Source organism: Paenibacillus sp. BR1-192, from assembly GCF_029542445.1.
Classification (GTDB): Bacteria; Bacillota; Bacilli; order Paenibacillales; family Paenibacillaceae; genus Paenibacillus_AQ; species Paenibacillus_AQ lautus_A.
This window is the reverse complement of sequence record NZ_CP120718.1, coordinates 634,624-656,515: the sequence shown is the minus strand read 5'-3', so window position 1 is coordinate 656,515 and position 21,892 is coordinate 634,624. Positions and strand designations below refer to the sequence as shown.

At 52.4% G+C, this 21,892-nt stretch carries 18 protein-coding genes; 11 read left to right on the top strand and 7 right to left on the bottom strand.

Annotated elements, in window-relative coordinates:
• Positions 1 to 30 precede the first annotated feature (30 nt).
• From P0X86_RS02860 to P0X86_RS02850, 3 genes are all read right to left on the bottom strand, one after another.
• Complete coding sequence (locus tag P0X86_RS02860) at positions 31 to 1,581, bottom strand: extracellular solute-binding protein (RefSeq protein ID WP_374705893.1); 1,551 nt, start codon at positions 1,579 to 1,581, stop codon at positions 31 to 33.
• 71 nt (positions 1,582 to 1,652) lie between these two features.
• Positions 1,653 to 2,537, bottom strand: a complete 885-nt coding sequence (locus P0X86_RS02855) for a carbohydrate ABC transporter permease (protein ID WP_009594160.1) — start codon at positions 2,535 to 2,537, stop codon at positions 1,653 to 1,655.
• A 30-nt stretch (positions 2,538 to 2,567) separates the two neighbouring features.
• Positions 2,568 to 3,497, bottom strand: coding sequence for an ABC transporter permease (locus tag P0X86_RS02850; protein WP_277748986.1), 930 nt, complete (start codon positions 3,495 to 3,497; stop codon positions 2,568 to 2,570).
• Between the two features lie 409 nt (positions 3,498 to 3,906).
• Here P0X86_RS02850 and P0X86_RS02845 point away from each other — a divergent pair, with 409 nt between their 5' ends.
• Both P0X86_RS02845 and P0X86_RS02840 read left to right on the top strand, forming a co-directional pair.
• On the top strand, positions 3,907 to 5,649 hold the full coding sequence (locus tag P0X86_RS02845) for a PDC sensor domain-containing protein (protein ID WP_277747736.1): 1,743 nt from the start codon (positions 3,907 to 3,909) through the stop codon (positions 5,647 to 5,649).
• A gap of 62 nt (positions 5,650 to 5,711) precedes the next feature.
• Positions 5,712 to 6,224 carry a helix-turn-helix domain-containing protein gene (locus P0X86_RS02840; RefSeq protein WP_277747735.1) on the top strand — a complete coding sequence of 171 codons (513 nt, stop codon included), beginning with the start codon at positions 5,712 to 5,714 and terminating at the stop codon, positions 6,222 to 6,224.
• Positions 6,225 to 7,497: 1,273 nt separating this feature from the next.
• Here the strand turns inward: P0X86_RS02840 and nfsA are convergent.
• Together nfsA and P0X86_RS02830 are read right to left on the bottom strand one after the other, a co-directional pair.
• A complete protein-coding gene (gene nfsA, locus P0X86_RS02835; protein ID WP_036664685.1) occupies positions 7,498 to 8,238 on the bottom strand; it encodes an oxygen-insensitive NADPH nitroreductase in 741 nt (246 codons plus the stop codon).
• Between the two features lie 184 nt (positions 8,239 to 8,422).
• Positions 8,423 to 8,626: a cation transporter gene (locus P0X86_RS02830; protein WP_009594149.1), complete on the bottom strand. Its 204-nt coding sequence runs from the start codon at positions 8,624 to 8,626 to the stop codon at positions 8,423 to 8,425.
• A 297-nt stretch (positions 8,627 to 8,923) separates the two neighbouring features.
• On the opposite strand from P0X86_RS02830, the gene P0X86_RS02825 reads away from it, so the two are divergent.
• The 8 genes from P0X86_RS02825 to P0X86_RS02790 all read left to right on the top strand — a co-directional run bounded on the left by P0X86_RS02825 (position 8,924) and on the right by P0X86_RS02790 (position 16,840).
• The gene (locus P0X86_RS02825) at positions 8,924 to 9,544 is read left to right on the top strand and encodes a DUF5317 domain-containing protein (RefSeq protein WP_009594161.1); all 621 of its coding nucleotides are present in this window, start codon (positions 8,924 to 8,926) and stop codon (positions 9,542 to 9,544) included.
• Between the two features lie 264 nt (positions 9,545 to 9,808).
• Positions 9,809 to 11,665 carry a bifunctional diguanylate cyclase/phosphohydrolase gene (locus P0X86_RS02820; RefSeq protein ID WP_277747734.1) on the top strand — a complete coding sequence of 619 codons (1,857 nt, stop codon included), beginning with the start codon at positions 9,809 to 9,811 and terminating at the stop codon, positions 11,663 to 11,665.
• A 99-nt stretch (positions 11,666 to 11,764) separates the two neighbouring features.
• Positions 11,765 to 11,995 (top strand): hypothetical protein, encoded by a 231-nt coding sequence (locus P0X86_RS02815; protein ID WP_277747733.1) that lies wholly within the window; start codon positions 11,765 to 11,767, stop codon positions 11,993 to 11,995.
• Positions 11,996 to 12,185: 190 nt separating this feature from the next.
• Positions 12,186 to 13,274 carry an ArnT family glycosyltransferase gene (locus P0X86_RS02810; RefSeq protein WP_277748985.1) on the top strand — a complete coding sequence of 363 codons (1,089 nt, stop codon included), beginning with the start codon at positions 12,186 to 12,188 and terminating at the stop codon, positions 13,272 to 13,274.
• A gap of 168 nt (positions 13,275 to 13,442) precedes the next feature.
• Complete coding sequence (locus tag P0X86_RS02805; protein WP_277747732.1) at positions 13,443 to 14,069, top strand: phage tail tape measure protein; 627 nt, start codon at positions 13,443 to 13,445, stop codon at positions 14,067 to 14,069.
• A gap of 55 nt (positions 14,070 to 14,124) precedes the next feature.
• Positions 14,125 to 14,886: a stalk domain-containing protein gene (locus tag P0X86_RS02800; RefSeq protein ID WP_277747731.1), complete on the top strand. Its 762-nt coding sequence runs from the start codon at positions 14,125 to 14,127 to the stop codon at positions 14,884 to 14,886.
• A gap of 209 nt (positions 14,887 to 15,095) precedes the next feature.
• The gene (locus P0X86_RS02795; RefSeq protein WP_192569868.1) at positions 15,096 to 15,596 is read left to right on the top strand and encodes a sigma-70 family RNA polymerase sigma factor; all 501 of its coding nucleotides are present in this window, start codon (positions 15,096 to 15,098) and stop codon (positions 15,594 to 15,596) included.
• Positions 15,593 to 16,840 (top strand): anti-sigma factor, encoded by a 1,248-nt coding sequence (locus P0X86_RS02790; protein WP_277747730.1) that lies wholly within the window; start codon positions 15,593 to 15,595, stop codon positions 16,838 to 16,840. Before P0X86_RS02795 ends, P0X86_RS02790 begins: the two co-directional genes overlap by 4 nt.
• A gap of 205 nt (positions 16,841 to 17,045) precedes the next feature.
• Here P0X86_RS02790 and P0X86_RS02785 read toward each other — a convergent pair whose 3' ends face one another.
• On the bottom strand, positions 17,046 to 17,240 hold the full coding sequence (locus P0X86_RS02785) for a hypothetical protein (protein WP_277747729.1): 195 nt from the start codon (positions 17,238 to 17,240) through the stop codon (positions 17,046 to 17,048).
• A gap of 242 nt (positions 17,241 to 17,482) precedes the next feature.
• On the opposite strand from P0X86_RS02785, the gene P0X86_RS02780 reads away from it, so the two are divergent.
• Entirely contained in the window at positions 17,483 to 19,951 is a 2,469-nt protein-coding gene (locus P0X86_RS02780) for a UvrD-helicase domain-containing protein (RefSeq protein ID WP_277747728.1), read from the top strand.
• A gap of 203 nt (positions 19,952 to 20,154) precedes the next feature.
• Here the strand turns inward: P0X86_RS02780 and P0X86_RS02775 are convergent, their stop codons facing one another.
• Complete coding sequence (locus P0X86_RS02775) at positions 20,155 to 21,882, bottom strand: phospho-sugar mutase (RefSeq protein WP_277747727.1); 1,728 nt, start codon at positions 21,880 to 21,882, stop codon at positions 20,155 to 20,157.
• Between the last annotated feature and the right edge of the window lie 10 nt (positions 21,883 to 21,892).

The window sequence follows — 21,892 nt, the reverse complement described above, 5'->3', positions numbered from 1 at the left end:
AGCTCACTCGCATTATGGTTTGGATTTCGGTTATTTCACAAATTTCTCCTGATACGCCTTCGAGATCTCCTCTGTAATCTCCTTCATCTTCGGATCGCTTTTAATCGTTTCGATCAATTTATCGTACGATTCAACCGGTTCCTTGCCGGTAATGACCATGACCCGCATATCCTCTACTTTCTTGGAAATCTCGGGATAGTATTTGTTATAGGCTTCGGAGTAGAGCTCGCCTGAAGGATTCGGCACCTTAACCGTCTTGCGCTCCGTAACGATCTCTACGTTTCGTTCATACACCTCGTCCGGCATCCCTACCGCATTAATAGCCATATCGTCGCTGACGAGGTGAATCATATTGTTCAGATTTCCATCTCCCGTCTTATCGGTGACGGCTTGCGGCGTTGCGACCTTCTTCCCGTTCTCCAGATTGTAATGGACGCCTTCGATTCCGTAGGTCAGCATCTCGTTTCCTTCTTGGCTGTAGCCATAGTCGAAGAACTCGAGGATCTTCTTGACCTTGGCCTCAGGCACTTTCTTCGGAATGAGGTACACGCCATAGTACGGGGAGCCTGAAGGCGTATACTTTACCCCGTTGGCATTCTCCAAGTAAGCAAGCGGCATCAAATCCGCCTTGGGATCAACGTCCTTCACGGCTTTGCCGGTTACCCAGGCATGGTTCATGGACATGCCGCCAACCCCTGCCTTGGCGCTTCGCATCGTATCCATCACCTGGGAGAACTTCATGATGGCAAAATCTTTGGGGAACAGGCCCTCGTCATAAGCCTGCTTGATCCACAGCATGGCCTCCCTTGACGCGTCCGATGTAATAATCGGAGACAGGGTGTTATCCGGCTGGAGCTTCCAGCCCCCTTGCGTTTCATTAAAGATATTATAAATATACGCGAGCGCGCTCGGATTAGCGGCATACGGAATCTCATCCGCCTGTCCGTTACCATTCGGATCCTGTTCCTTGAAAGCCTTTAACACGTTATGGAACTCATCCAGCGTTTTTGGCGTTTCCAGCTGAAGGGCATCCAGCCAATCCTTGCGGATCATCGGGAACACCCCGCCCCCATAGCTTGGGTAGTAACGCGGAATCACGATGTTCTTGCCGTCCACCTTGGTGATTTCCCACATTTCCTTCAGCTCTTCGCGATTTAAATTGGGGTAGTCTTTGAGAAAAGGGGTCAGATCCCAGAAGACTCCCTGCTTCAGCATCTTCTGCAGCTGCGGGTTCTGCATCGTTTCCACGAAAGTAACCTCCGGAAGGTCGCCGGACGCAAGCATGACATTGATTTTCTCTTCGGCCGTGGATGGGGACAACCACGTAATATTCAACTTGGTATTGGTGCGTTTCTCCAGCTCTTTCCAAAGCGGATTGGTGTTGTCTATGAATTCGGTGGCATAATTCAAGGTCTGTATCGTGATGCTTGTAGGTTCACTGCTGTCTGTCCCGCCCTCGCTGCCGCTCGAGGGACTCCCGCCGCGGCTGCCGCATGCGCTAAGCAAGAGCGAACTTGCTAAGAGCAGCACCCCCGACATTTTTAAAAACGACTTGCTCGGCTTTGCATCCATTTTTTTCATCATTAGACCTCCCTGTTTATGATACCTCTTTCCTGACTGACCATGTTGGAAAAAGAAAACCGTATATCGGATCATTCCTTGACGGAACCCACCATCGCCCCTTTGGCGAAGTGCTTCTGCAGGAATGGATACACTAACATGATTGGAACGGTAGCAATGACGACCGCTGCCATTTTCAACGTTTCCGTCGGAACCGGACGGTTCACCTGGAAGGCAAATCCCCCGCCGCTTCCCGATCCCATTGTCGTGGGATCCACCAGCATATTTTGGAGCAGCACTTGCAGCGGCCACATCTTCTGGTCATTAATAAACATCAGCGCGTTGAAGTACGTATTCCAATAGCCGACCGCGAAGAACAATCCGAAAGCCACCAGCGCCGGCAGCGACAACGGCAGAATGATTCGCCAGAACACGCCGATATCATTGGAGCCGTCGATCATCGCGGCTTCCTCCAGACTGTCCGGAATGCTGTCGAAGAATCCCTTCATGAGCAGCACATACCACGCGCTCGTCAAGCTCGGCAGGATCAGCGACCAGACGCTGTCGATGAGTCCCACATTTCGGACGACCAGATACAGCGGAACCAGCCCCGGCGTGAAGAGAAAGGTGATTAACACCATAATCATGATCGCCTTGCGAAACCGAAGCCGTTTTCGGGACACCGCGTAAGCCATCCCCCCGGTAACGAGCAGACTGAGCATCGTGCCGACCGTGGCCAGGAACACGCTTATGGAGATCGAGGTGACAAACAACCCGTTGGACAGTAAATGCTTGTAAGCATCCAGCGTCCAATCCCGCGGCCATAATATCAAGCTTCGTTGATAATACTCCACCGGATCGGTAAATGACAGAATAACGGTATAGTAAATCGGAAATATCGTTGCCAAACCGATGATCAGCAGCAGGCCGTTGTTGACGAAGCCGAAGAGCCCGGTTTTCCATCCTTTCTCATGCATGCTTTACTCCTCCTTGTCTTCGCCCGTCCTCTAGTACAGGCTTTCTTGACCGTATCGCCTCGCCAATCGGTTGGCCGAGACCACCAGGATGACGCCGACGATCGATTTGAACAACCCGATGGCCGTACTGTAGCTGAATTCTCCCTGCCTTATCCCCACCCGGTATACATAGGTATCGAACACTTCGGCTACATTGGTGACGGGCGCATTCATCATCAGATAGATCTGTTCGAATCCGGTATCCATGATCGTTCCCAGGCGGAGGATCAACAGAATCAGGATCACGTTGCGCATCGCGGGCAGGGTAATATGCCATATCCGTCTCATACGGCCTGCGCCATCCATGACGGCTGCCTCGTATAATTGCGGATCCACTCCGGCGATGGCCGCGAGGAAGATGATGGTCCCCCATCCGACCTCCTTCCAGATGGATTGTGCCGTCAGCATGCCCCAGAAATAGTTCGGATTGGAGAGAATATCGACCGTTCCCCAATCCATGGTAACGAGCCACTTATTGAACAAGCCCTCCGATTGCGAGAACATGAGGTAGGTCAGCCCATAGATCAATACCCAGGATAAAAAATGGGGGATATACACCAGCGATTGAATGGTCCGTTTATAGAAGGAGCTTCGTACTTCATTCAGCATCAAGGCTAAAATAATCGGCGCCGGGAAAAAGAAAATCAAGCTCAGGAAGCTAATCGCCAGCGTATTGCGCAGCAGCATCCAGAAGTCGTCGTTGGAGAAAAACCGGGCGAAATGCTCGAAGCCTACCCAAGGGCTTCCGAACACTCCGAAGTACGGCGAGTACTCCTGGAAAGCAATGACGAGATTCGTAATCGGAATATATTTGAAAATGATAAAAAAGATAAGACCCGGCAACGCCAGCATGTATAAATACTTGTCGCGAGCTACATCCGACCGGATCCGCCCCCACTTCGTTTTGGATTTCGCGGGAATAGGGGGCTCCCGCTTCCTTTTGCCGACTGAACGGTTTCTTGTGCTTTCATCGATACTCCCTCACTTTCAGCCTTGTCGTCTCGTTCAAACCTACCGTTCGCGGAACGTATCCCTAATGTAAACGGTTGCATAATTGCCTGCAATTCCACTTTTTTTCCGTCGCGGCCCTTTCGCCTCTCCCTTCGATGCACAATACGGAAAAATGCCTGCCTGCCAAGCGTTTCGCATCATCCATTTCCTCGAATTGCACTTTTTTTCCTTGGTGCCGGAATGCCGTGTTCATCGGCATCAATAGGAAAATGTGATCTTTTCAACTAATCCCCTCTTTCGCTATGATAGTATTTAATGATTTTCCCGGCTTTCTTCGATCAGGCCTTGGATTTGTCTATGCCAACAGGGGGTTAGTGTTATGAGGCAACAGAATCCTGAATCCGGTTTCAAAGGTGTTATGTATTGGAGAAGCATCGCGCTTGCCGTGTTGATGACATGCCTCCCCATCTCGGCCATTACGGCCGTTTACCTATACGTGGGGAACCAGCATATGATCAACCAATATCAGCAGCGGAACGAGGAAGCCCTGGTGGACGCGGCGAGGCAAGTGGACGAGCAGTTCACCCAGCTCGTCCACTACGCGCTCAATATGGTGGTGAAGCCCCATTTCAAGCCTTCCTTGTCCGATATGGACTTTGTGTCGAATATCGAGGAGACGAACGAGCTGTTTAATACGCTCAACCTGGTGGAAAATGCCGATCCCCTTGTGGATCAGGTCTATCTCTACATCAAAAAGCAAAATAAAATCATGGAGCCCGATCTCGGGCTGCGGACATTGGATCAGGAACAGGATGCGTTAGGCTTCGGCCGGCTCATGGAGGGAGATTCGGACATGTTCTGGGTACATGACCTGGAGCGGCCTTTCAATAAGGGGAGATCTTCCCACGCGCTCGTCATGCGGCTCCCCTTCAACGGTCATACGCCCTACGGGGCGATCGTCATCTACATCGATCCGTCGAAGCTGCACGTGATTCGCAACAGCGAGAATCTATCGTTCCTGCTCGACGATCAAGGACATATCATCGGGGAATCGGGCATGAGCCGCAGCATGCCGAAGGCGATGAGCGCGATCCAGGAACAGCTGAAGCTTCCGGAGAATGCCAAGCGTACGAATCGTCTGCGGATGAAGGTTCCGGTCGATCAGGATGTGTGGCTGGTGAATACCGTCCAATTTGAAAAAATGCAGCGGAATTGGACCTATGTATCCGGCACGCCGCAGTCCACGATCATCGCTCCGACGAAGCCGTATACCCATATCATCCTGATCTGCTTTGCTTTTGCTCTCGCGGCATCCCTGGGCGCAAGCTGGTTTGCCTCCAAGAGGATGTATCGCCCTATTCGCAAAATGCTGCATATGATTGGAGGCGATCAGGCCAAGCAGACATCGCGGTACAACGAGCTCGATTATATTGAACACGAGTGGAAGCAGTACCGGTTCTCGCATGACACGCTTCAAAATCAATGGAAGCGATCCTTGCCCGCGATCAGGGAGGCTTACATCAATCAATTCTTAAGCGGGCAAGCCGCCCACCTGACGGAGTCCGAGTATGTGCTCAAGCTGCAAGAGATGGAGCTAGACATAACCAATAAACAGTTCTCGGCGATCGTTCTCCAGCAGCATACCCACGGGGAGGATCGGACGCCGCTTACTGAGAACGATCAGCATCTTCTCACCTATGCCGCTTTGAACGTGATTCAAGAGCTGGCAGAGGACGTTAGCGCCTATATGCATCCCATCAATTTCTTCGACGGCTCCTTTGGCGTCATCCTGATCGTTCCGGCCTCTCCTAAAGCCGACGAACAGACACGTATGATGAGGCTGCTGTGCGACCAGATCCTGCGGGCCCTGCGCGATACGCTGCGGATGTCGGCAACCATCGTGCTGGGCGGGCCAAGCTCGACCTGGACCGATGTTCCCCATATTCTGGAACAGGCCAAGCGGGCGCTTCATTACCGATCCTTCGATGCCGGCAGCCAGCTGCTGGAAGCGGACACGGTGCTGTCCCAGAAAAACGACTGGATCGACTTTCCGCTGGAATTGGAGCAGGATTTCATACACACCCTGAACCTCGGGCTGCAGGGGACGCGCTGCGATCCCTAAGCCGCTTCGTCACAGCGCTTCAAGCCGGGGGCGGCTCGGAGTGGCATGTCCACCATGGGCTCATGCGTTTAATCACGAGCGTTCACCGCTCCATGCTGCAGGCCGGCTTAAATCCGTATCAGGTGTACGATTTCTCCAACCTGCAGGAGCAGCTGTCCCTGCTTCGCGATCCAAAGGCCTGCGTGGACTGGTTCCAGAAAGAAATCATCGAGCCCTATCTCGATCAGCTGACGAAGAACTTCAACAGCTCCATGAAATCGCTGGTCGAAAACGTACTGGAGCAAATCGAGCAGAACGGGATGCAGGACTTGTCCCTGGATGCCATGGCCATGGAGGCCGGCGTCAGCGTATCCCAATTGAGCAAAGCGTTTAAACAGATGACGGGCACGAATTATATGGACTATCTGACGACCGTGCGCATGAACCGCTGCAAAGAATTGCTGCTGACCACGGATCTTCGCATTCATGAAATCGCGGAGGCCGCAGGATATCAGCCTCCCTACTTCAATCGCATGTTCAAGAAGCTGGAAGGGATCACCCCGGGTCAATACCGCCAGCAGGGAATCGGCAAATGAATCGGCATGTCATCCTGATCAATTAATCTCGTATAAAAAGAGCCCTCTGAAAAAGGGGCTGTCCCTTGGTCCGTACTTCATGACCTTGTGGGACAGCCCCTATTATGTGTTATGACTTACGTTCAAGCGTCGTACGTTGCGCCACGCTTCCTGTGTTGTGACTTACTCTCAAGCGTTGTACGTTGCGCCACGCTTCCCGTGTTGCGACTTACGTTCAGGCGTCGTACATTGCGCCACGTTTCCTGTGTTGCGACTTACGTTCAGGCGTTGTACATTGCGCCACGTTTCCCGTGTTGCGACTTACGTTCAGGCGTTGTACATTGCGCCACGCTTAGCGTGTTGCGACTTACGTTCAGCGTTGTACATTGCGCCACGCTTCCCGTGTTGCGACTTACGTTCAGGCGTTGTACATTGTGGCACGCTTCCTGTGTTGTGCTTACGTTCAGGAGTCGTACATTGCGGCCACGCTTAGCGTGTTGTGACTTACGTTCAACCGTCGCCTTATTGCGTTACGCCTTCTGTGTTGTACTTGCGCTCAAGCGTCGCCCTATTGCTGCACACTTCCTGTGTCGTGACTTACGTTCAGGCTTAGCGCCGACCAGCGATCCAAGCATGCCCCGAACCACGCATCGTGTTCACAGGGAGCACGATGTACAAAATAGCTGCACATTAGCGGACTCAGCGGACCTTATTTTGATCAAAAACGCCATTTTTCGAATATTGGCGGACATGAGGTCCGCTATTCACCGAATTAGGCTCTCATTTTTCGGATTATACGCTGCTTAACGGAACACGTGTCCGATAGAGCCGGCAAACACGAGCCCATAATGAAAATAACGGATCTGAGGTCCGCTAGATACTGCTGCTGCCGTCCATAACTCGTTCCGGCTTGCGGCTTGGAAGCTACGGCAAGCTTTCGGTGCACTGCGTCGCCCACGCCACCGATCCGGCGCCAGCCGGGCTTGGCTTTATAGGCTAAGCGTAGTTCCTAGAGCTGGACCGTACAAGCACGCCCCCGACCACGCACCATGTGCACAGAGAGCACTTCGTCACCCGCGCCACCGATCCCACGCCAGCCAGGCCTGGCTTTCCCAACCAAGCGTAGTTCCTAGAGCTGGACCGTACAAGCATGCCCCGAACCACGCACCGTGCGCACAGGGAGCAGTCCGCGCGATGTACAGCGAGCCTTTGGAGTATTCCCAAGAGAGCAGCGGTACCAGCCCTCTCTATTGCTTTATGAGAGCGACGTACCCGCTCCTCTCTCTACTGGTGTCTAACGCCCCATAAACCCCTTCCCCTTCAGGAAGTCCTTCATGTGCAGCCTGACCGGCTCCGCCAGTCGTTTGGCCATAAGCTCCGACCAAGGAGCGCTGTTCTTGCCATGGGTGCGTTTGGACAAATAATCGGAAGAGATTCGGTCGTAGCTCTTCACTTCTTCCAGGGCCGCCGGATCATAGCTGTCACGGTGCAGGACAGCCTCCACCGGAAGCCGGGGACGCAGCCCCGGCTCCTGATCCGGGTACCCGAGGCACATGCCGAATACCGGATAAACCAAATCCGGGAGCTCCAATGCCTCGGAGAACTCCGCAATGGAGTTGCGGACTCCGCCGATATACACAATGCCAAGACCGAGCGATTCCGCCGCGATCGCGGCATTCTGCGCAGCCAAAGCGGCATCCACCGTGGCCACGATGAAATTCTCGGTCGAATCTTCGTACGTCTCTTGATCCGCCACATGCGCCTCTGCGCTTTTTTTCAAACGATACAGGTCCGCGCACCATACCAGAAATACCGGGCATTCCACGATATACGCCTGATTGCCCGCCAAAGCGGCCAACCGCTGCTTTTTCTCTGGTGAGGTCACGGCAATCACGCTGTATGCCTGGACGTTGCTTGAGGTCGATGCCATCTGGCCTGCTGCCACGACAGCCCTCAGCTGTTCCTCGGACACGGGCCGATCCGAATATTTACGAATCGATCGATGGTTCATCAGCAGTGAAATCGTGTCATTCATCGGGTATCACTCCTTAGGCTCTTAAGAATCGCTCCATTTATTATGAAACTTCGGCTTGGGCAGTGCAAGCTTGATTGCCTGCGACCGCAGCGCAAAAAAGCCGGCATGCTGTCGATCGCCTTCAGCAGCCGGCTCTTATTTCAGCCAAAGTTCGCGGCTAGGGAATATGGCAGGAAATCTGTCGTTAAGACACGATATCGTAGCCCTGCTCTTCAATCGCTTCCTTCAATGCGTCAAGGCTGACTTTGGTTTCGTCGTATTCGACGGCCACCGTGTTGGATGCAAGATCGACTTTGCCAGAAGCTCCCGCACTCTTCAGCGCGCCTTCCACCGAGTTTACGCAATGATTGCAGGACATGCCTTCCACCGTCAATGTCACTTGTTTCATGCTGTCGCCCTCCTATCGTAAAATGTCGTACATTATCACTTTACTATACCCCCCGTAGGTATGTAAAGTTGGCGAATTTGCTCCTTTCTGCAACAGAAACACGAAAAAAGTAGGAAGATTTATCCTTTTGATCTGTTATAATGTACATGAATCATAAGATTTATACAGGATGGGACAAGCTTTTTACTCCCCTCCGAAATTTTTCCATAAATTTTGATTATTGTTGCAGGAATTACCAATTCGCTGTCGAACTATCTTATTACAGAGATAACGAACTATGAAAGTAGGAACTCTATCATGGTATTTGACGGCATTATACTAGGGTTAATTGTCGGACTGATACGCGGCGGTTTCCGTCACGGACTGCAGCAATTCAGCAAGATCCGCCTGAAGGGCGGCCTCATCTTCCCAATTCTCCTGATCGTACAGCTGCTCATATTCCGTTTTCAAGCGAATTCCGACTGGCTGGCATCCGCAAGCAGCTACGTGTTTATGTTCATCTACGTCGCCGGCATGATCTTCCTTTGGATGAACCGGGACCAGAAAGGCTTTGGCAGCATCTTGGCAGGCGTCTTTCTCAATTTCCTCGTCATGGCGGTTAACGGCGGCAGAATGCCCGTATCGATGAGCGCCGCTTCCGTTCTGGATCCTTATTACGTGGACATGCTGAGCAACAGCACCGTTATCACCAAGCATTATCTGATGGACGCTTCTACCCGCCTTCCGTTCCTGGGTGACATTATACCGTTATCCCCGCCGTATCCAAGAACACAGGTGATCAGTATCGGAGATATCATCATGAACGTCGGCATCTTTCTCTACATTTTCAACCTGATGACCGTGGGGAAGAATACCGCCAACGTGCAAGCATTAGGACCGAAATCCGATACCAATGAACGTGTTGAACCACAAAATTGATCATACATCATACCACCTGGAAAGGAGGGAGAACTGTGAAGAAAACTGATAAAATCAAGTATTCCCGCATCGTATTGAATGCCATCATCGTTGCTTCTGTTGTTGTCGCTCTGACTTCCGGTTACAGATTCGGATAATCGACTTCCATAAGAAACAGGCTGGAAAATTCAGCCTGTTTTTTTACATCTTTTTCGTTGTTTTGCATCGCAATATACCTTAAAATGTGGAGAATACACCATTGATTTTATTGAGGAGAAATCATTTATGTCCATATTTAAGCGTCCTAGGTTCTCTCAAGGCTTTGCGGGACAGCTGTATTTTGTTTTTCTTTCTCTTCTGGGCTGTTCCACCTTCCTGCTGGTGCATCAAGGGGAAATCTTCCAATATACTCCTTCCCAGTGGGTATGGGTCTATGCGATGTTAGGCGCCGCCCTTATCTTAAACTACTTCACCTTCCAGCTGCCGCCAGAGGGTAATTTACAGTCCATGGATTCCTCTGTTTACCTGGCATGCATCTTTATCTATGGAGCACCGTTTGCGCTGTCCGTCATCCTGTTCGTCTCCCTTGCCATGGCGCTTTACGACAGAAAAATCCCCTTCTGGAAGCATTTTGTTAATTTCTCCGTGTATACCGTGATGATTGTCGGGTCCTCCTTCATTTTCAAAATGGCGGGCGGACAAGCAGGCCCTATTCACAATGATCAATTTGGTGCGTATGTTGCAGCGTTGGTTGTTTATTTTGTTATCAACGTATTCCTTGTCGGCTTCTACTATTACCTGTTATACAAGGGATCGTTATATGATATTTTGAAAACCTTCATGAAAGATACACTGCTTGTTTACCTCAGCACGCTCATTCTTTCGCTGGTTCTCTCCATACTCATCGTACATAACGGCGTTTTCGGGCTGACCCTGTTTATAGGTCTCAGCGTGATGCTGTCCTATTCCTTCAAGCAGCTCTTCACGATGTATAAACAGGTACAAGAGAAAGCTATCAAGGATCAACGAACCGGATTATACAATCACAGCTATTTCGAAAATTTGCTGGAAGACGAAATCAAGAAGGCCAAAACCAATGAAACGCCGTTGTCGCTGGCCATGATCGATATCGATGATTTCAAAAAATACAATGATCAATTCGGACACCTGAAAGGCGACATGCTGCTCGGATTTCTCGGCAATTACCTCAAGGTGGAATCCGAAATGGCCGAGGTGGTGGCCTCCCGCTTCGGCGGCGAGGAATTCACGATCCTGATGCCGGGTTATGATGACCATAGGGCACGTTCCTTCATTAACAGGCTCCGCAAAAAGCTGAACGATACCTATTTCGACGGCGTCGAGATTTTTCCGTCCGGCTGTCTCTCCTTCTCTGCCGGCGTTGCCTCGTACCGGATTGATATTCATGACAAGTCGCAGCTTGTCGAGCTTGCAGACCAAGCGCTGTATTATGCCAAGAAGCAGGGCAAAAACAACGTGCATGTATATGGAAGCGGCGCCGAAAAGGAATCCGAGATCGACTTTGCGGAGGACGTCCGCGACATCGAGCAGCAGCTGAAGCTGTTCCTGTATAAAGACGTGGATACGTTCAAGCACTCCAAACGGGTCTTCCGCTACGCCATGGACATCAGTGAAGTGCTTGGACTTGACAGCGTGGAGCGCCGCAATTTTGTGCTTGGGGCGCTCATTCACGATATCGGCAAGCTGGAGATTCCTTGGGGAATCTTGAACAAACGGGACAAGCTGACAGCCGGCGAATGGGAAACCGTCAAACGGCATGTCAGCTGGGGCAAGCGCATCGCGGAAACGAACGAGAAGTTCAAGGAACTGGTTCCTTACATCGAACTGCATCATGAACGGTATGACGGCGGCGGCTATCCTCACGGCTTCAAGGGCAGCCAAATCCCCAAGCTGTGCCGGATGCTGACCATTATCGATTCCTTCGACGCGATGACGACCGAACGCCCTTACCAGAAAACGAAAACCTTCGAGGAAGGAATTGAAGAGCTGCTCCGCTGCTCGGGCACGCAGTTCGATCCGGAGCTCGTCGAGCTGTTTATTCGTTATTTAAGGCTCAAAGCTGAAGCGCAGCAGCAGCCTGCAGCCGGCCTGGAGACCTCTTAAAGACCACCTCCCCTCTGCCTTTCTCATCTCTTGGGATGTTTGATACTTCCTCAAATAAGGTATAAAGGTAGTATCACAACGTTAAATGAGGTGAGATCGGTGGCTGACAAGAAAAAGGATCTTCCGCTTCACAATGGTCCCGGCAACATGGATCACCCTGAACAATATCCGACGGAACAAGAAAGCCTGTTCGACAAATTCGAGAGCGATCAGCATGTGGACCCGATTCCGATGGAAGACGCCAGGCTGGAGCGCCAGGAAGAAAAGCAGCGGGATGGCACGTCGAAGAAGCGTTCATCCAGCGACGATAAGTATCACAGCGGCTTTTAAAAATGGAACTGGCCTTATCACTGCAGCGTAACTTGAACTTATGGGCTCCGTTTTGGCGGAGCCTTTTTATTTCCCCGTTTTTTCTTTAGTATAGAAGGGTATGTATTCTGATCTAAACCCTAGAGATTATATAAAGAGTGGAGTGGACCCTTTGTTTTCCATATGGACTTTAAACCGTGTGCAGCGAAGGATGCTGTTGGTACTGATAGCAGCGGTTCTGGTGATGTCATGTTTGCTGGTGCTGACCGGTCTTCATGAACGTTCCCCCAGCATCAGCAGCGTGATCGAAGAACGGTATATCCAAAGTGCGGCCATGATCAGCCACCCCGGTGGAGACCTGGAAGAGCATGCCACCAGCGTCATGCCCGGTGTGCCGCTTATGATTGCCGGACTTACCGCCATATTCGGAAGCATGGAAGCTGCCCTGATCGGCTATCAGCTGCTCCAATGCTTCTTTCATGCATTTTCCGTCTACTTGGTGTTTGTGCTGTCCCGCTACATGTTCAATACGCGGATCGCTTTTCTCTCTTGCATGATTTATGCGCTATTCTGGCCGGCTTATGGCGCCGTTCGCCTGATCCTGCCGGATACGACCATGCAGACTTTGATGCTTCTTCTTGTCTGCGCCATCATCGGAGCGCTTGAATTGAAGCAGGCGGGATGGTACGCGGCTGCCGGCGCGCTTACGGCGCTTATGGCCTGCTACAATCTCCAGGCGCTGCTGTATCCTGTATTGTTCATTGCCTTCTGGATCAAATACCGCAGTCCGGTCAAGATCGTAACCGGGGGGATCCTTCTCATTAGCGCGGGATACCTGCTCATCTTGTCTCCATGGTGGCTGAACATCCCGCTGTTCAATAAATTGAGGTATATGTCCGGTCCGTGGAATCTCGCCGCGCTGTGGCTGGATTCCAGATACATCGAGGGCAATCCGTTGGTTCATCTGTTCCGAAGCATATTTGCGGGCCGCACCTCCAAATATGCGGCTGCCATCGGAAACGAGGAAGCAAGAAAAATCGTGCAATCCGCCTTGGATGCAGTCCGTCTGGTCATGCTGTTTGCCGGGGGCGCCGGCATCATCTGGTCCGTCTGGAAATACCGTCTGAAGCGGCAGCTGCCGGTACTGCTGACGCTGCTGTATTTCATTGCCGCCGAATGGCTCGTTCCGAGCCTGGACGGCACCGGATTTCCCTATGCGGTCTTCCTGCTGCTCTACGCGGCATTTCTCGCGGACAAAGCGATCATTTACGCGCATAGAACTCGCCTGCTTCGCAAATAAGCATCGCTCCCGAAGCCGGTCCGATCACGGTGGCCGCCTGCGCCTGAAAGCACTTTGATGTTGTGCTTTCAGGCGTTTTTTTCATATTTTTGTTGAACCTTTCAGATTGATAAAACGTCTATATTAGTATCGAAGCTTCCATACCTTCATGCCAGGAGGAATGACTGCATGAAATTAAACCGTAAATTCATCGCCATCCTTAGCATCGCCGTAGCAAGCGTCCTGACGATAAGCACCATCCTGTACTTTACCGATGCTTCCCATCGCTCAGGCGGGAAGCACCGCAGGAACGACAGCCTGAACGGTCAGGCGCTGATTCAAGTCGGCGCCACCTACATCACGCGTACACATTTAACCGCCTACAAGGACAACCTCACTAAGAGCGACGCCCTCCTACCTGATGACTCCGCGATCCTCAAAGAAATGGCAGCAAAGGAATTGATGCTTCAGCTGGCTGACGAAGAGGGCGTTGCGGCAAGCCTGGAGGATGGGGCTCAGAGGGCAAGGCAGCTTCGGGAAACGCTCGAGCGCCAGCCGCGACAAGTGCAAGAGCAGCACTTGCGCATGCTGGATGCGATCGGCATCAGCGAAGATCAGTACTGGGAAGATTACTCCCCGCCGGAATATCGGGACATGCTATCGATCGAACGTTTCATGAATAAACGGACGACGGAAATGAAGACAAACCAGCCTGACGTCATAACCAGTACGAAGCAGCTGAAGGAAGATCTGCTGAAAAAGGCTGTCGATGAGCAGAGAATCGTCCTATTGGATCCGGATATTCAATGGAGATAACACCGCATTGGTATATAATGGAGTAAAAGTCCATATGCGATCATGGGAGGATATTATGAAAAAACGTTTCTCTTCTGTTCCTGCTTTTGCACTCGGCGCGATCTTCGGCGTGGCGCTGACAGCCGGTACGGCCGTTGGTGCCGCCGTTTATCTGAAGGCATTTCCATCCCAATCCAAAATTGTGGTCAACGGATCGGAAGCCCGGCTGTCGGATTCTCCGGTAGTCATACAAAACAAGCTGTATGTCCCCGTGCGGGACTTCTCGGAAGCGCTTGGATATCGGGTCGGCTCCGTCGGTCCCGAGAGAATCGGAATTATTCCCCAATCCTCGAATGGAGAGGCGATCCCGGTCGGCCCGACTGCACCTTCCGAGTCCGAAGGAGCGCCTGCTCACGAGCGTCATTTGGTGAAGAACCTCGGCAAGCTGATCGAAGTCAACGGCGAATTGAATATGCAAAAGATTTATATCGTTATCGCTGCCGGTGAAGCGAGGCTGTATTCGCAAGATGAAGCCACCGGCAACGGGCTGCTGCATTATTTGATTCTAGACGGCGATTCTTCCCTTTACGCCCCGTTTGTACAGATGGACGGCCAAGCCGGCGAGCTTGATTACAACCTGCCGAATTTCGAAGGTCAGACGCCGCTTCATCTGGCGGTCATCCACAAGAATGACTTCTACATCGACAAGCTGCTGAACCAGCACAAGGCAGATGCCTCCCTTCAAGACGCTTACGGAAAGACGGCGCTGGACTATGCCGAAAAAGACAGCAAGCAGTACAAATTGCTTACGGCCTACATCAACAAGAACAGCCAGTGATGTCCGAATCTGCAGAGGCGTCGTGAGCCCCACCGTTTACGGCAGCCTCCTTCTCTATGCAGCCCTTCATATGCTATCGGAAGCCCGCTCACTTGGCGGGCTTTTGCTTTTGCTTTAGCGATTTACGGGTAAAAGCCCCGTGTCATTTTTTCACAGCCTAACTGTAACCTTATGCCCTGGTTATACGTGTGTTACATAGAGGGGAGGACATGAAACTGAACAGTCTGGAATCGATTTATCAATATTACGTGAAAGACGTGTATCGTTACTTGTACTCCCTCTCTTACGATCACCATACGGCCGAGGACCTGGTGCAGGAAACCTTTTACCGGGCTTATTTGTATCTCGAGGATTGGAAGGAAGAACGAATCAAGCCATGGCTGTTTCGGGTTGCCCATAACGCTTACGTGGACTATCAGCGCAAGGCGAGCCGCAGCATCGTCCGGGACGCAGAATTTTTCGATCAGATGATAGACCGGAATACGCCCGAGAACATCCTGCTCCAGCAAGAAGTCCACAGAGAAATCGGACGAATGCTGGCCGATATTCCGGAGAAGCAGCGGCAAGCGGTGCTCCTGGTCGATTTTCATCAATTCACCTACCAGGAGGCGGCGGATATTATGGGCATCACCTTATCCCATATCAAGATCACGTTATTTCGGGCCAGGCAGCGGCTGCGGGACATGAAACGAAAGGACGGGAATTTATGAGCGAAGAATTCAAGCAGCGGCTGAAGGACTATGCGGAGGGCAATCTGAATGACGAGAAAAAAAACGAAATCGAACGGGAAATGGAGAAGCTGGAGGAATACCAGGCTTACGTGAACGAGATGATGGATAACGAACGTTCGAGCGATGCCGCACCCCCGCATGCCGCTGACGGTCAGAACGGCCTCTCGCCCAAGAAAGAAAAGCGAATCGTTCGCCGGGGCAAATGGCGGGCTAGAATTTCCAATACGTTGACGGTGATATCGGCGTTTCTGGCGATATTCGTCATCAGCTCGATCATTACGGCGCTGTTTTACGGGGTCGGCGATCCCAGCCGCAACGATAAATATCGGGATGCCATCGCTTCCGCCATCTCGATCTCGAAGCCTAATATCGACGTACGTTTAAATAGCCAGGTCAGAGCCTTCTTCCGGCAGGAAGTGTACGGAGATATAGACAAAAAGGTAGGGAGCGAACGCGTGACCGTCGGCGAATACACCGTCAACTTCCTGTTCGGGCTGCCGTCCGTCGATGTGGATTGGAATAATGGCAGCTCGGGTTCATCGCAGATTTTCTACCGGCCGGATAGCTCTGCGGAGACTTCATCCGCGAATCAAGAAGAACCCAACGAACAGTCAAATGAGCAGAACGCTAGCCCCTCCTCTGCAAAGAGCGGCGATTGGTCCAGGCTTGAAAAGCTTCCCGAAGGCACCGTGGCCGAGGCTTATGTATCGTTTAACCGTTTCTTCACGACCGACGAGCTGCTGAAACAATTCGAAGACCGGAATATGGAGGCCGTCTGGTTTGCCGTCGATACCGGGCCGGAGGACCGGTTCGGCGATCATGATGGAGTCATCACCGATCCAGTAGGCTTTCCTTCTTATCCCGTCTGGCATCATGACGATTATACGGTGACTACTTATCAGGAGCAAAAAACGGGATGGTTTAGCAAAACCACATTTAGCGGCGGACATTACCCTTCTGTAGACACCTACGGGGACGGGGAGCTGCGGAATGAGCACTTCATCAAATCGCTGCGGCTTCTGCAGGAGTATGATCGGATTGCCGAACGGGTGGCTCCCTTCATTGACGTGGACGCTTCTTTAGCTTACGTGGAACAGAACGGCGTTCGCCTCTATGGTGCCGTCATTACCGGCCCTGTTAAAGAGCTGCTGACCTTGCGCGAGGTATCCTGGGTCCACAATCTGCGGGTCGGGGAAGTGCGGCTGTGGAATTGGATCGAGTGATGGTCGATGGCGAGTGCCGTATACTGTAATTGGCTTGCAACATGAAGTGAGGGCCGTCAGCCCTCCAAGCATGCCCCGGCCACGCTCCGTGCGTACAGGGATCGATGCGCACGATATGCAAGATGACTATTAGGGCGCAGATATCCCGGACTTCTTCCTTTATGGCAAGTCCGGGATTTTTCGTTAGTCATATAAAAGATTCAGGTCATGAATGATCCCTGCTGCCTGCGCTTGACTCGTGGGACCATTGCTCCATTTGCTGCTTCTTCTCCCGCTCCTCCCGGATTTGGCGGTCCCTCTCCATCGCGTCAGCAATATAATCGCGCGGTTTCAGCTTGCTGTTGATGTTCAGCAAAATGCCGATCATGATGAGCTGCAGCAAAGCAATAACAACCAGCATGACATCCCTCCTCCTACATGGATTATGGATACTCTTGAACATTCCTACTTAATATAACACCTTCTCCCTCTATCAAGTTGGGAGTGAAGCTTATGCTCATAGCCCTCATGAACGGTGATTCATGCCATGAATCATAAGAGCTTCGCCCATGCGCTTACCCATATCCTGCACTTTGCCAGACTTCCGAGAATCCGTTAAACTGGTAAGACGATAAACGATAAACGAAATGATTGGTGAATTTCATGACATCCATACCCTTTTATAAACGCCCGTACGGCGGTGAGCGTCAGGATATTCCGTTTGCGAAGCTGGCTTCCTTCGAGAACAGCCGGGACCTGATCCGCGATGACGCGCCGGATGCGGCTTTTTTTCGCGGCTTGGAATCCCAGGGACTGCTGCTGAACCGCGCCCAGATCCAAGCCGTACGACATACGCAAGGACCGCTGCTTACGCTTGCTGGCGCAGGCTCCGGCAAAACCTCCGTGCTGGTCAGCCGGACAGGCTACCTTATTGCCGCCAAGAGCGTCGACCCTTCTTCCATCCTGCTTGTCACCTTCTCCTCCAAGGCGGCGGCCGAGATGAAGGAACGCATCATGGCGCTTCCCGGCTTGAGGTCCAGCGAAACCGCCAAGGTAACGGCCAGAACCTTCCATTCCTTCTTCCTGTACTTGCTGCGAACCCGCGGCTACAAGCAGGAAATCCTGAGCAACGCCAGGCATCAGCAATTTATCATGAAGCGCATTCTGCGGGAAATGGGCTTGCAGGATAGCTACGAAGCCGAGACGCTGCTATCGCTGTGGTCCGCCCATCGGATGAGCATGACCGGACTTGACGAGCTGCCTGTCAAAACGCCTGCCGAGGTTGAACAGCGGCAGGTTTTTGCCCGGTATGAAGCATGGAAGGAAGAGCATGGCCAGATGGATTTCGACGACATTCTGGTCTTGTCCTATCGTCTGCTGTCCCATGATTCCGGACTGCTCGCCTCCCTTCAGAGGCGGTACCGTTATGTCATGGTCGACGAGTTTCAGGATACGGGACTGCTGCCTTATGAGCTGCTCAAAAAAATCGTCGCCCCGCACCGCAATTTAATGGTTGTGGGTGACGATGACCAGACCATATACGGCTTCAACGGGGCGCGCAACGAATTCATCCTGGAATTCGACCAGACGTTTCCTGGGGCCAAGGTCGTGACGCTCGATATCAATTACCGCTCCCTCTCCTCGATCGTCGGGCTGGGGAACGAAATTATCCGCGTCAATGAACGGCGGCGCCCCAAGCAGCTGCGGTCGACCCGCAAGAGCAGCAGCGTACCGCTCTACCTTCGACCCGGCGATCCCGATCAAGAAGCGGAGCTGCTGCTGACCCATATCACCGAGCAGGTCCGGGAGCACGGGAAGCAGTACCGCGACCATGCCATTCTCTATCGCACCGCAAACAACAGCCGGGCGATCTTCGAGCAGCTCGTGATGCGGGAAATTCCGTTCATACATTATGAGAATGGGGATCTGTTCTACGAGCAGTGGATCGTCAAGCCGCTCATGGATCATCTGCGTCTGTCGCTGGACCGGCGCAATTTCACGGCGATGGAGGGCATGCTTCATACGCTGTACATCAACCGCGACAAGGGCATGGCTTTCATCCGGCAGCAGGATGCTCCGCGGCCCAAGAAAGGGCCTCTGTCGCACCTTCTTTCCTTCCCCGGGCTGAAGGATTTCCAGATCGAGAATATAAGGGAACGCTCCAAGCTCATCAAGAGCCTGAAGGCGATGGAACCCCTTCAGGCCGTGCAGGAAATGAGGCGGCAATTCTACGATAAATTCCTGGAGGCCGACGAGCGGCAGGAGATCACCCTCCATAAGGAATTCATTCAAGAAGGGCTGGATGAACTGGAGGCTTCCGCGAAGCGCTTTGGCGATATCGCTGAATTCGTCGGATTTGTCGACCGGCTGATCATCATCCATAAGGAAATGGCGGCCATGAAACGGGATGAGCATGCCGATGCCGTCCGCTTAATGACCATCCATAAATCCAAGGGGCTGGAATTTCCCTCGGTGTGCCTGATCGGAGCGAGCGAGGGCATTCTGCCGCATACGTCCGCTTTGGACGCTGAGCGCTGGGACGATCAGCGCCCGCTGTCTGACAAAGAGGATAAGGCCTTGGATGCGCTGGAAGAGGAACGCAGATTGGCTTATGTAGCCATCACCAGAGCACGGGATGAACTGGTGATCAGCTCCCCGGGCTTTTATCGCGGACGGAAAGCGGAGGTTTCCCGCTTCTTCCGGGACGTGTTCCTCACGGATGAACAGAGCAAACAGGGCAACAGCATACCGAACAAGGGCGCAGGTTCAGCGGCCCGCACAGCCTTTACGGCGCAACGTACGATCCGCATAGAAACCTCGGCCAAGCCTTCATCGCCTTCCGCTTCTGCCGGACGAAGGACCGGGAGCGCCGTTAACCAGACGAGCCAACGTTTCGGTTCAGGTTCACGGTCAGGGTCGAGCTCTGCTCCCGAGCCGCAGTCTCCGGCTGCTCCCGCCGCGACGGAAATCGTCGACGTATGGCTGTGCACCAGCCCTAATTGCAAGGGCTGGCAGCGAGTCAACGCACGTATCCCTGTTAACACAAGGGATCGGGAGAGCAAGTCCTGTCCATTATGCCAGGCACCCATGAAACAGGGTCGCAAAGAAGTCCCGGTGCATCACAGGCGCTAGGGGCAATTCGTTCTACTAAATAGCTCGATTTACAAAGCGGTTAGGTGAAACATAGCGGTTTCTGGAATCATGAATACAATGATTATCGCAGCTTTTGCCTGCTGTGCGCCATACGATATCGGCCTGCCTTCCAAAGGCTGGCCGATATCCAAAAAGACTGAACCCTTCCGTTCCGAAGCGAACGATCGGGTTCAGTCCTTTTTCTATTTCTGGTGCTGTTCGATATAAGCATCAATTCGAGCCATTACATCTTGCGTAAGCGCAGCGATCTTAGCCTGCGCCTCTTCATACGTGCTGCCCTGAACAGCAAAATACAACTTGATCTTCGGCTCCGTGCCGGACGGACGAAGGCAGAACCAGCTGCCGTCCGCAAGATGGAATTTCAACACATTCTCTTGTGGCAGACCATATAGTCCCAGGCTGAAATCCTCTGTTTCGCTGAGTTTAATCCCCGACACTTCGCTCAGTGCCGATTCACGCCAAGCGCTCATGATGCCTGCAATCAGTTGTACGCCTTGAATGCCCTTAAGCGTTCTCGTCTCCAGCTTCTCGGCAAAATAGCCGTAGGTTCGGTATAACTCTTGAAGCACTTCATATAAAGTCTTACCTTGCGCTTTATAGTAAGCACCCGCCTCGGCTATGAGCATGGCTGCAACGACAGCGTCCTTATCACGGGCATAGCTGCCGGCAAGATAACCGTAACTCTCCTCATAACCAAAAATAAATTCAAACGCTCCGGTCTTCTCGAACTGCGTCATTTTCTCCCCGATGTATTTAAACCCGGTCAGCGTGTTGAACACGGTCATACCGTATGCAGCCGCAATGGCAGCTCCCATTTCGCTGGTCACAATCGTCTTGATGATCGCGCCGTTCTGCGGAAGGGTACCTTTGTTCTTCATGGATTCCAGCAAGTAGTGCACCATGATGGCACCGGACTGGTTGCCGCTAAGGATGAAATACTGTCCTTGATCATCCTGAATGACGGCCCCCATGCGGTCCGCATCGGGGTCGGTTCCGAGAATGAGGTCAGCCGCGCTTACCTTGGCTTGGGCGATGGCAATCTCAAATGCGGCATGTTCTTCGGGGTTAGGCGATTGCACGGTTGAGAAATTGGCATCCGGTTGTTCTTGTTCCGGCACGACATCCACATGCTGAAAACCTAGATGCTTCAGTACCGCACGTACAGGAACGTTACCGGTTCCATGCAGCGGCGTAAATACGATTCGGTAATTGCTGCTGGCTTCAGGTATGATTCCGTGATTTTGGCTTACGCCTGCAACGGCGAGGGTATAAGCATCATCGATCTCTTGGCCGAGCCATACGAGCAGGCCGCTCCCTTCCGCCTCTGCCCGGTCCAGCTTACGGATTTCTTCAAAAGAAGCGACATGCCCGATCTCCTTAATCACTCTGGCTGCCGTATCGGGCGTAATCTGTCCCCCATCCGAACCGTACACCTTATATCCGTTATATTCCGGCGGATTATGGCTTGCGGTAATCACGATTCCCGCCTCTGCGTTCAGATGCCGCACGGCATACGACAATTCGGGCGTCGGACGAAGAGTTTCAAATACATAAGCCTTAACGCCATTCCCTGCGAGCACAAGTGCCGCTTCAAGCGCAAGTTCGGGAGAGAACTGCCTGGAATCGTACGCAATCACAGCCGATGGCGATTCGGACTCCTGTTTTAACACAGCAGCAAGCCCTTGGGTTGCTTTCCCCACGGTATAGATATTGATCCGGTTGCTGCCCGCACCGATCACTCCCCGCAGTCCGCCGGTTCCGAATTCCAGTTCCTTATAGAAACGGTCTGCGATTTCGCTCTCGTTATGTGCAATAGCGTGAAGCTCATCCTTGGACGCTTCGTCAATCACCCGGCTGTTCAGCCATCGTTCATATGCCTGTACAGCTTGTTCTTGTGCTTGAATGGTCATGTTGTAAATA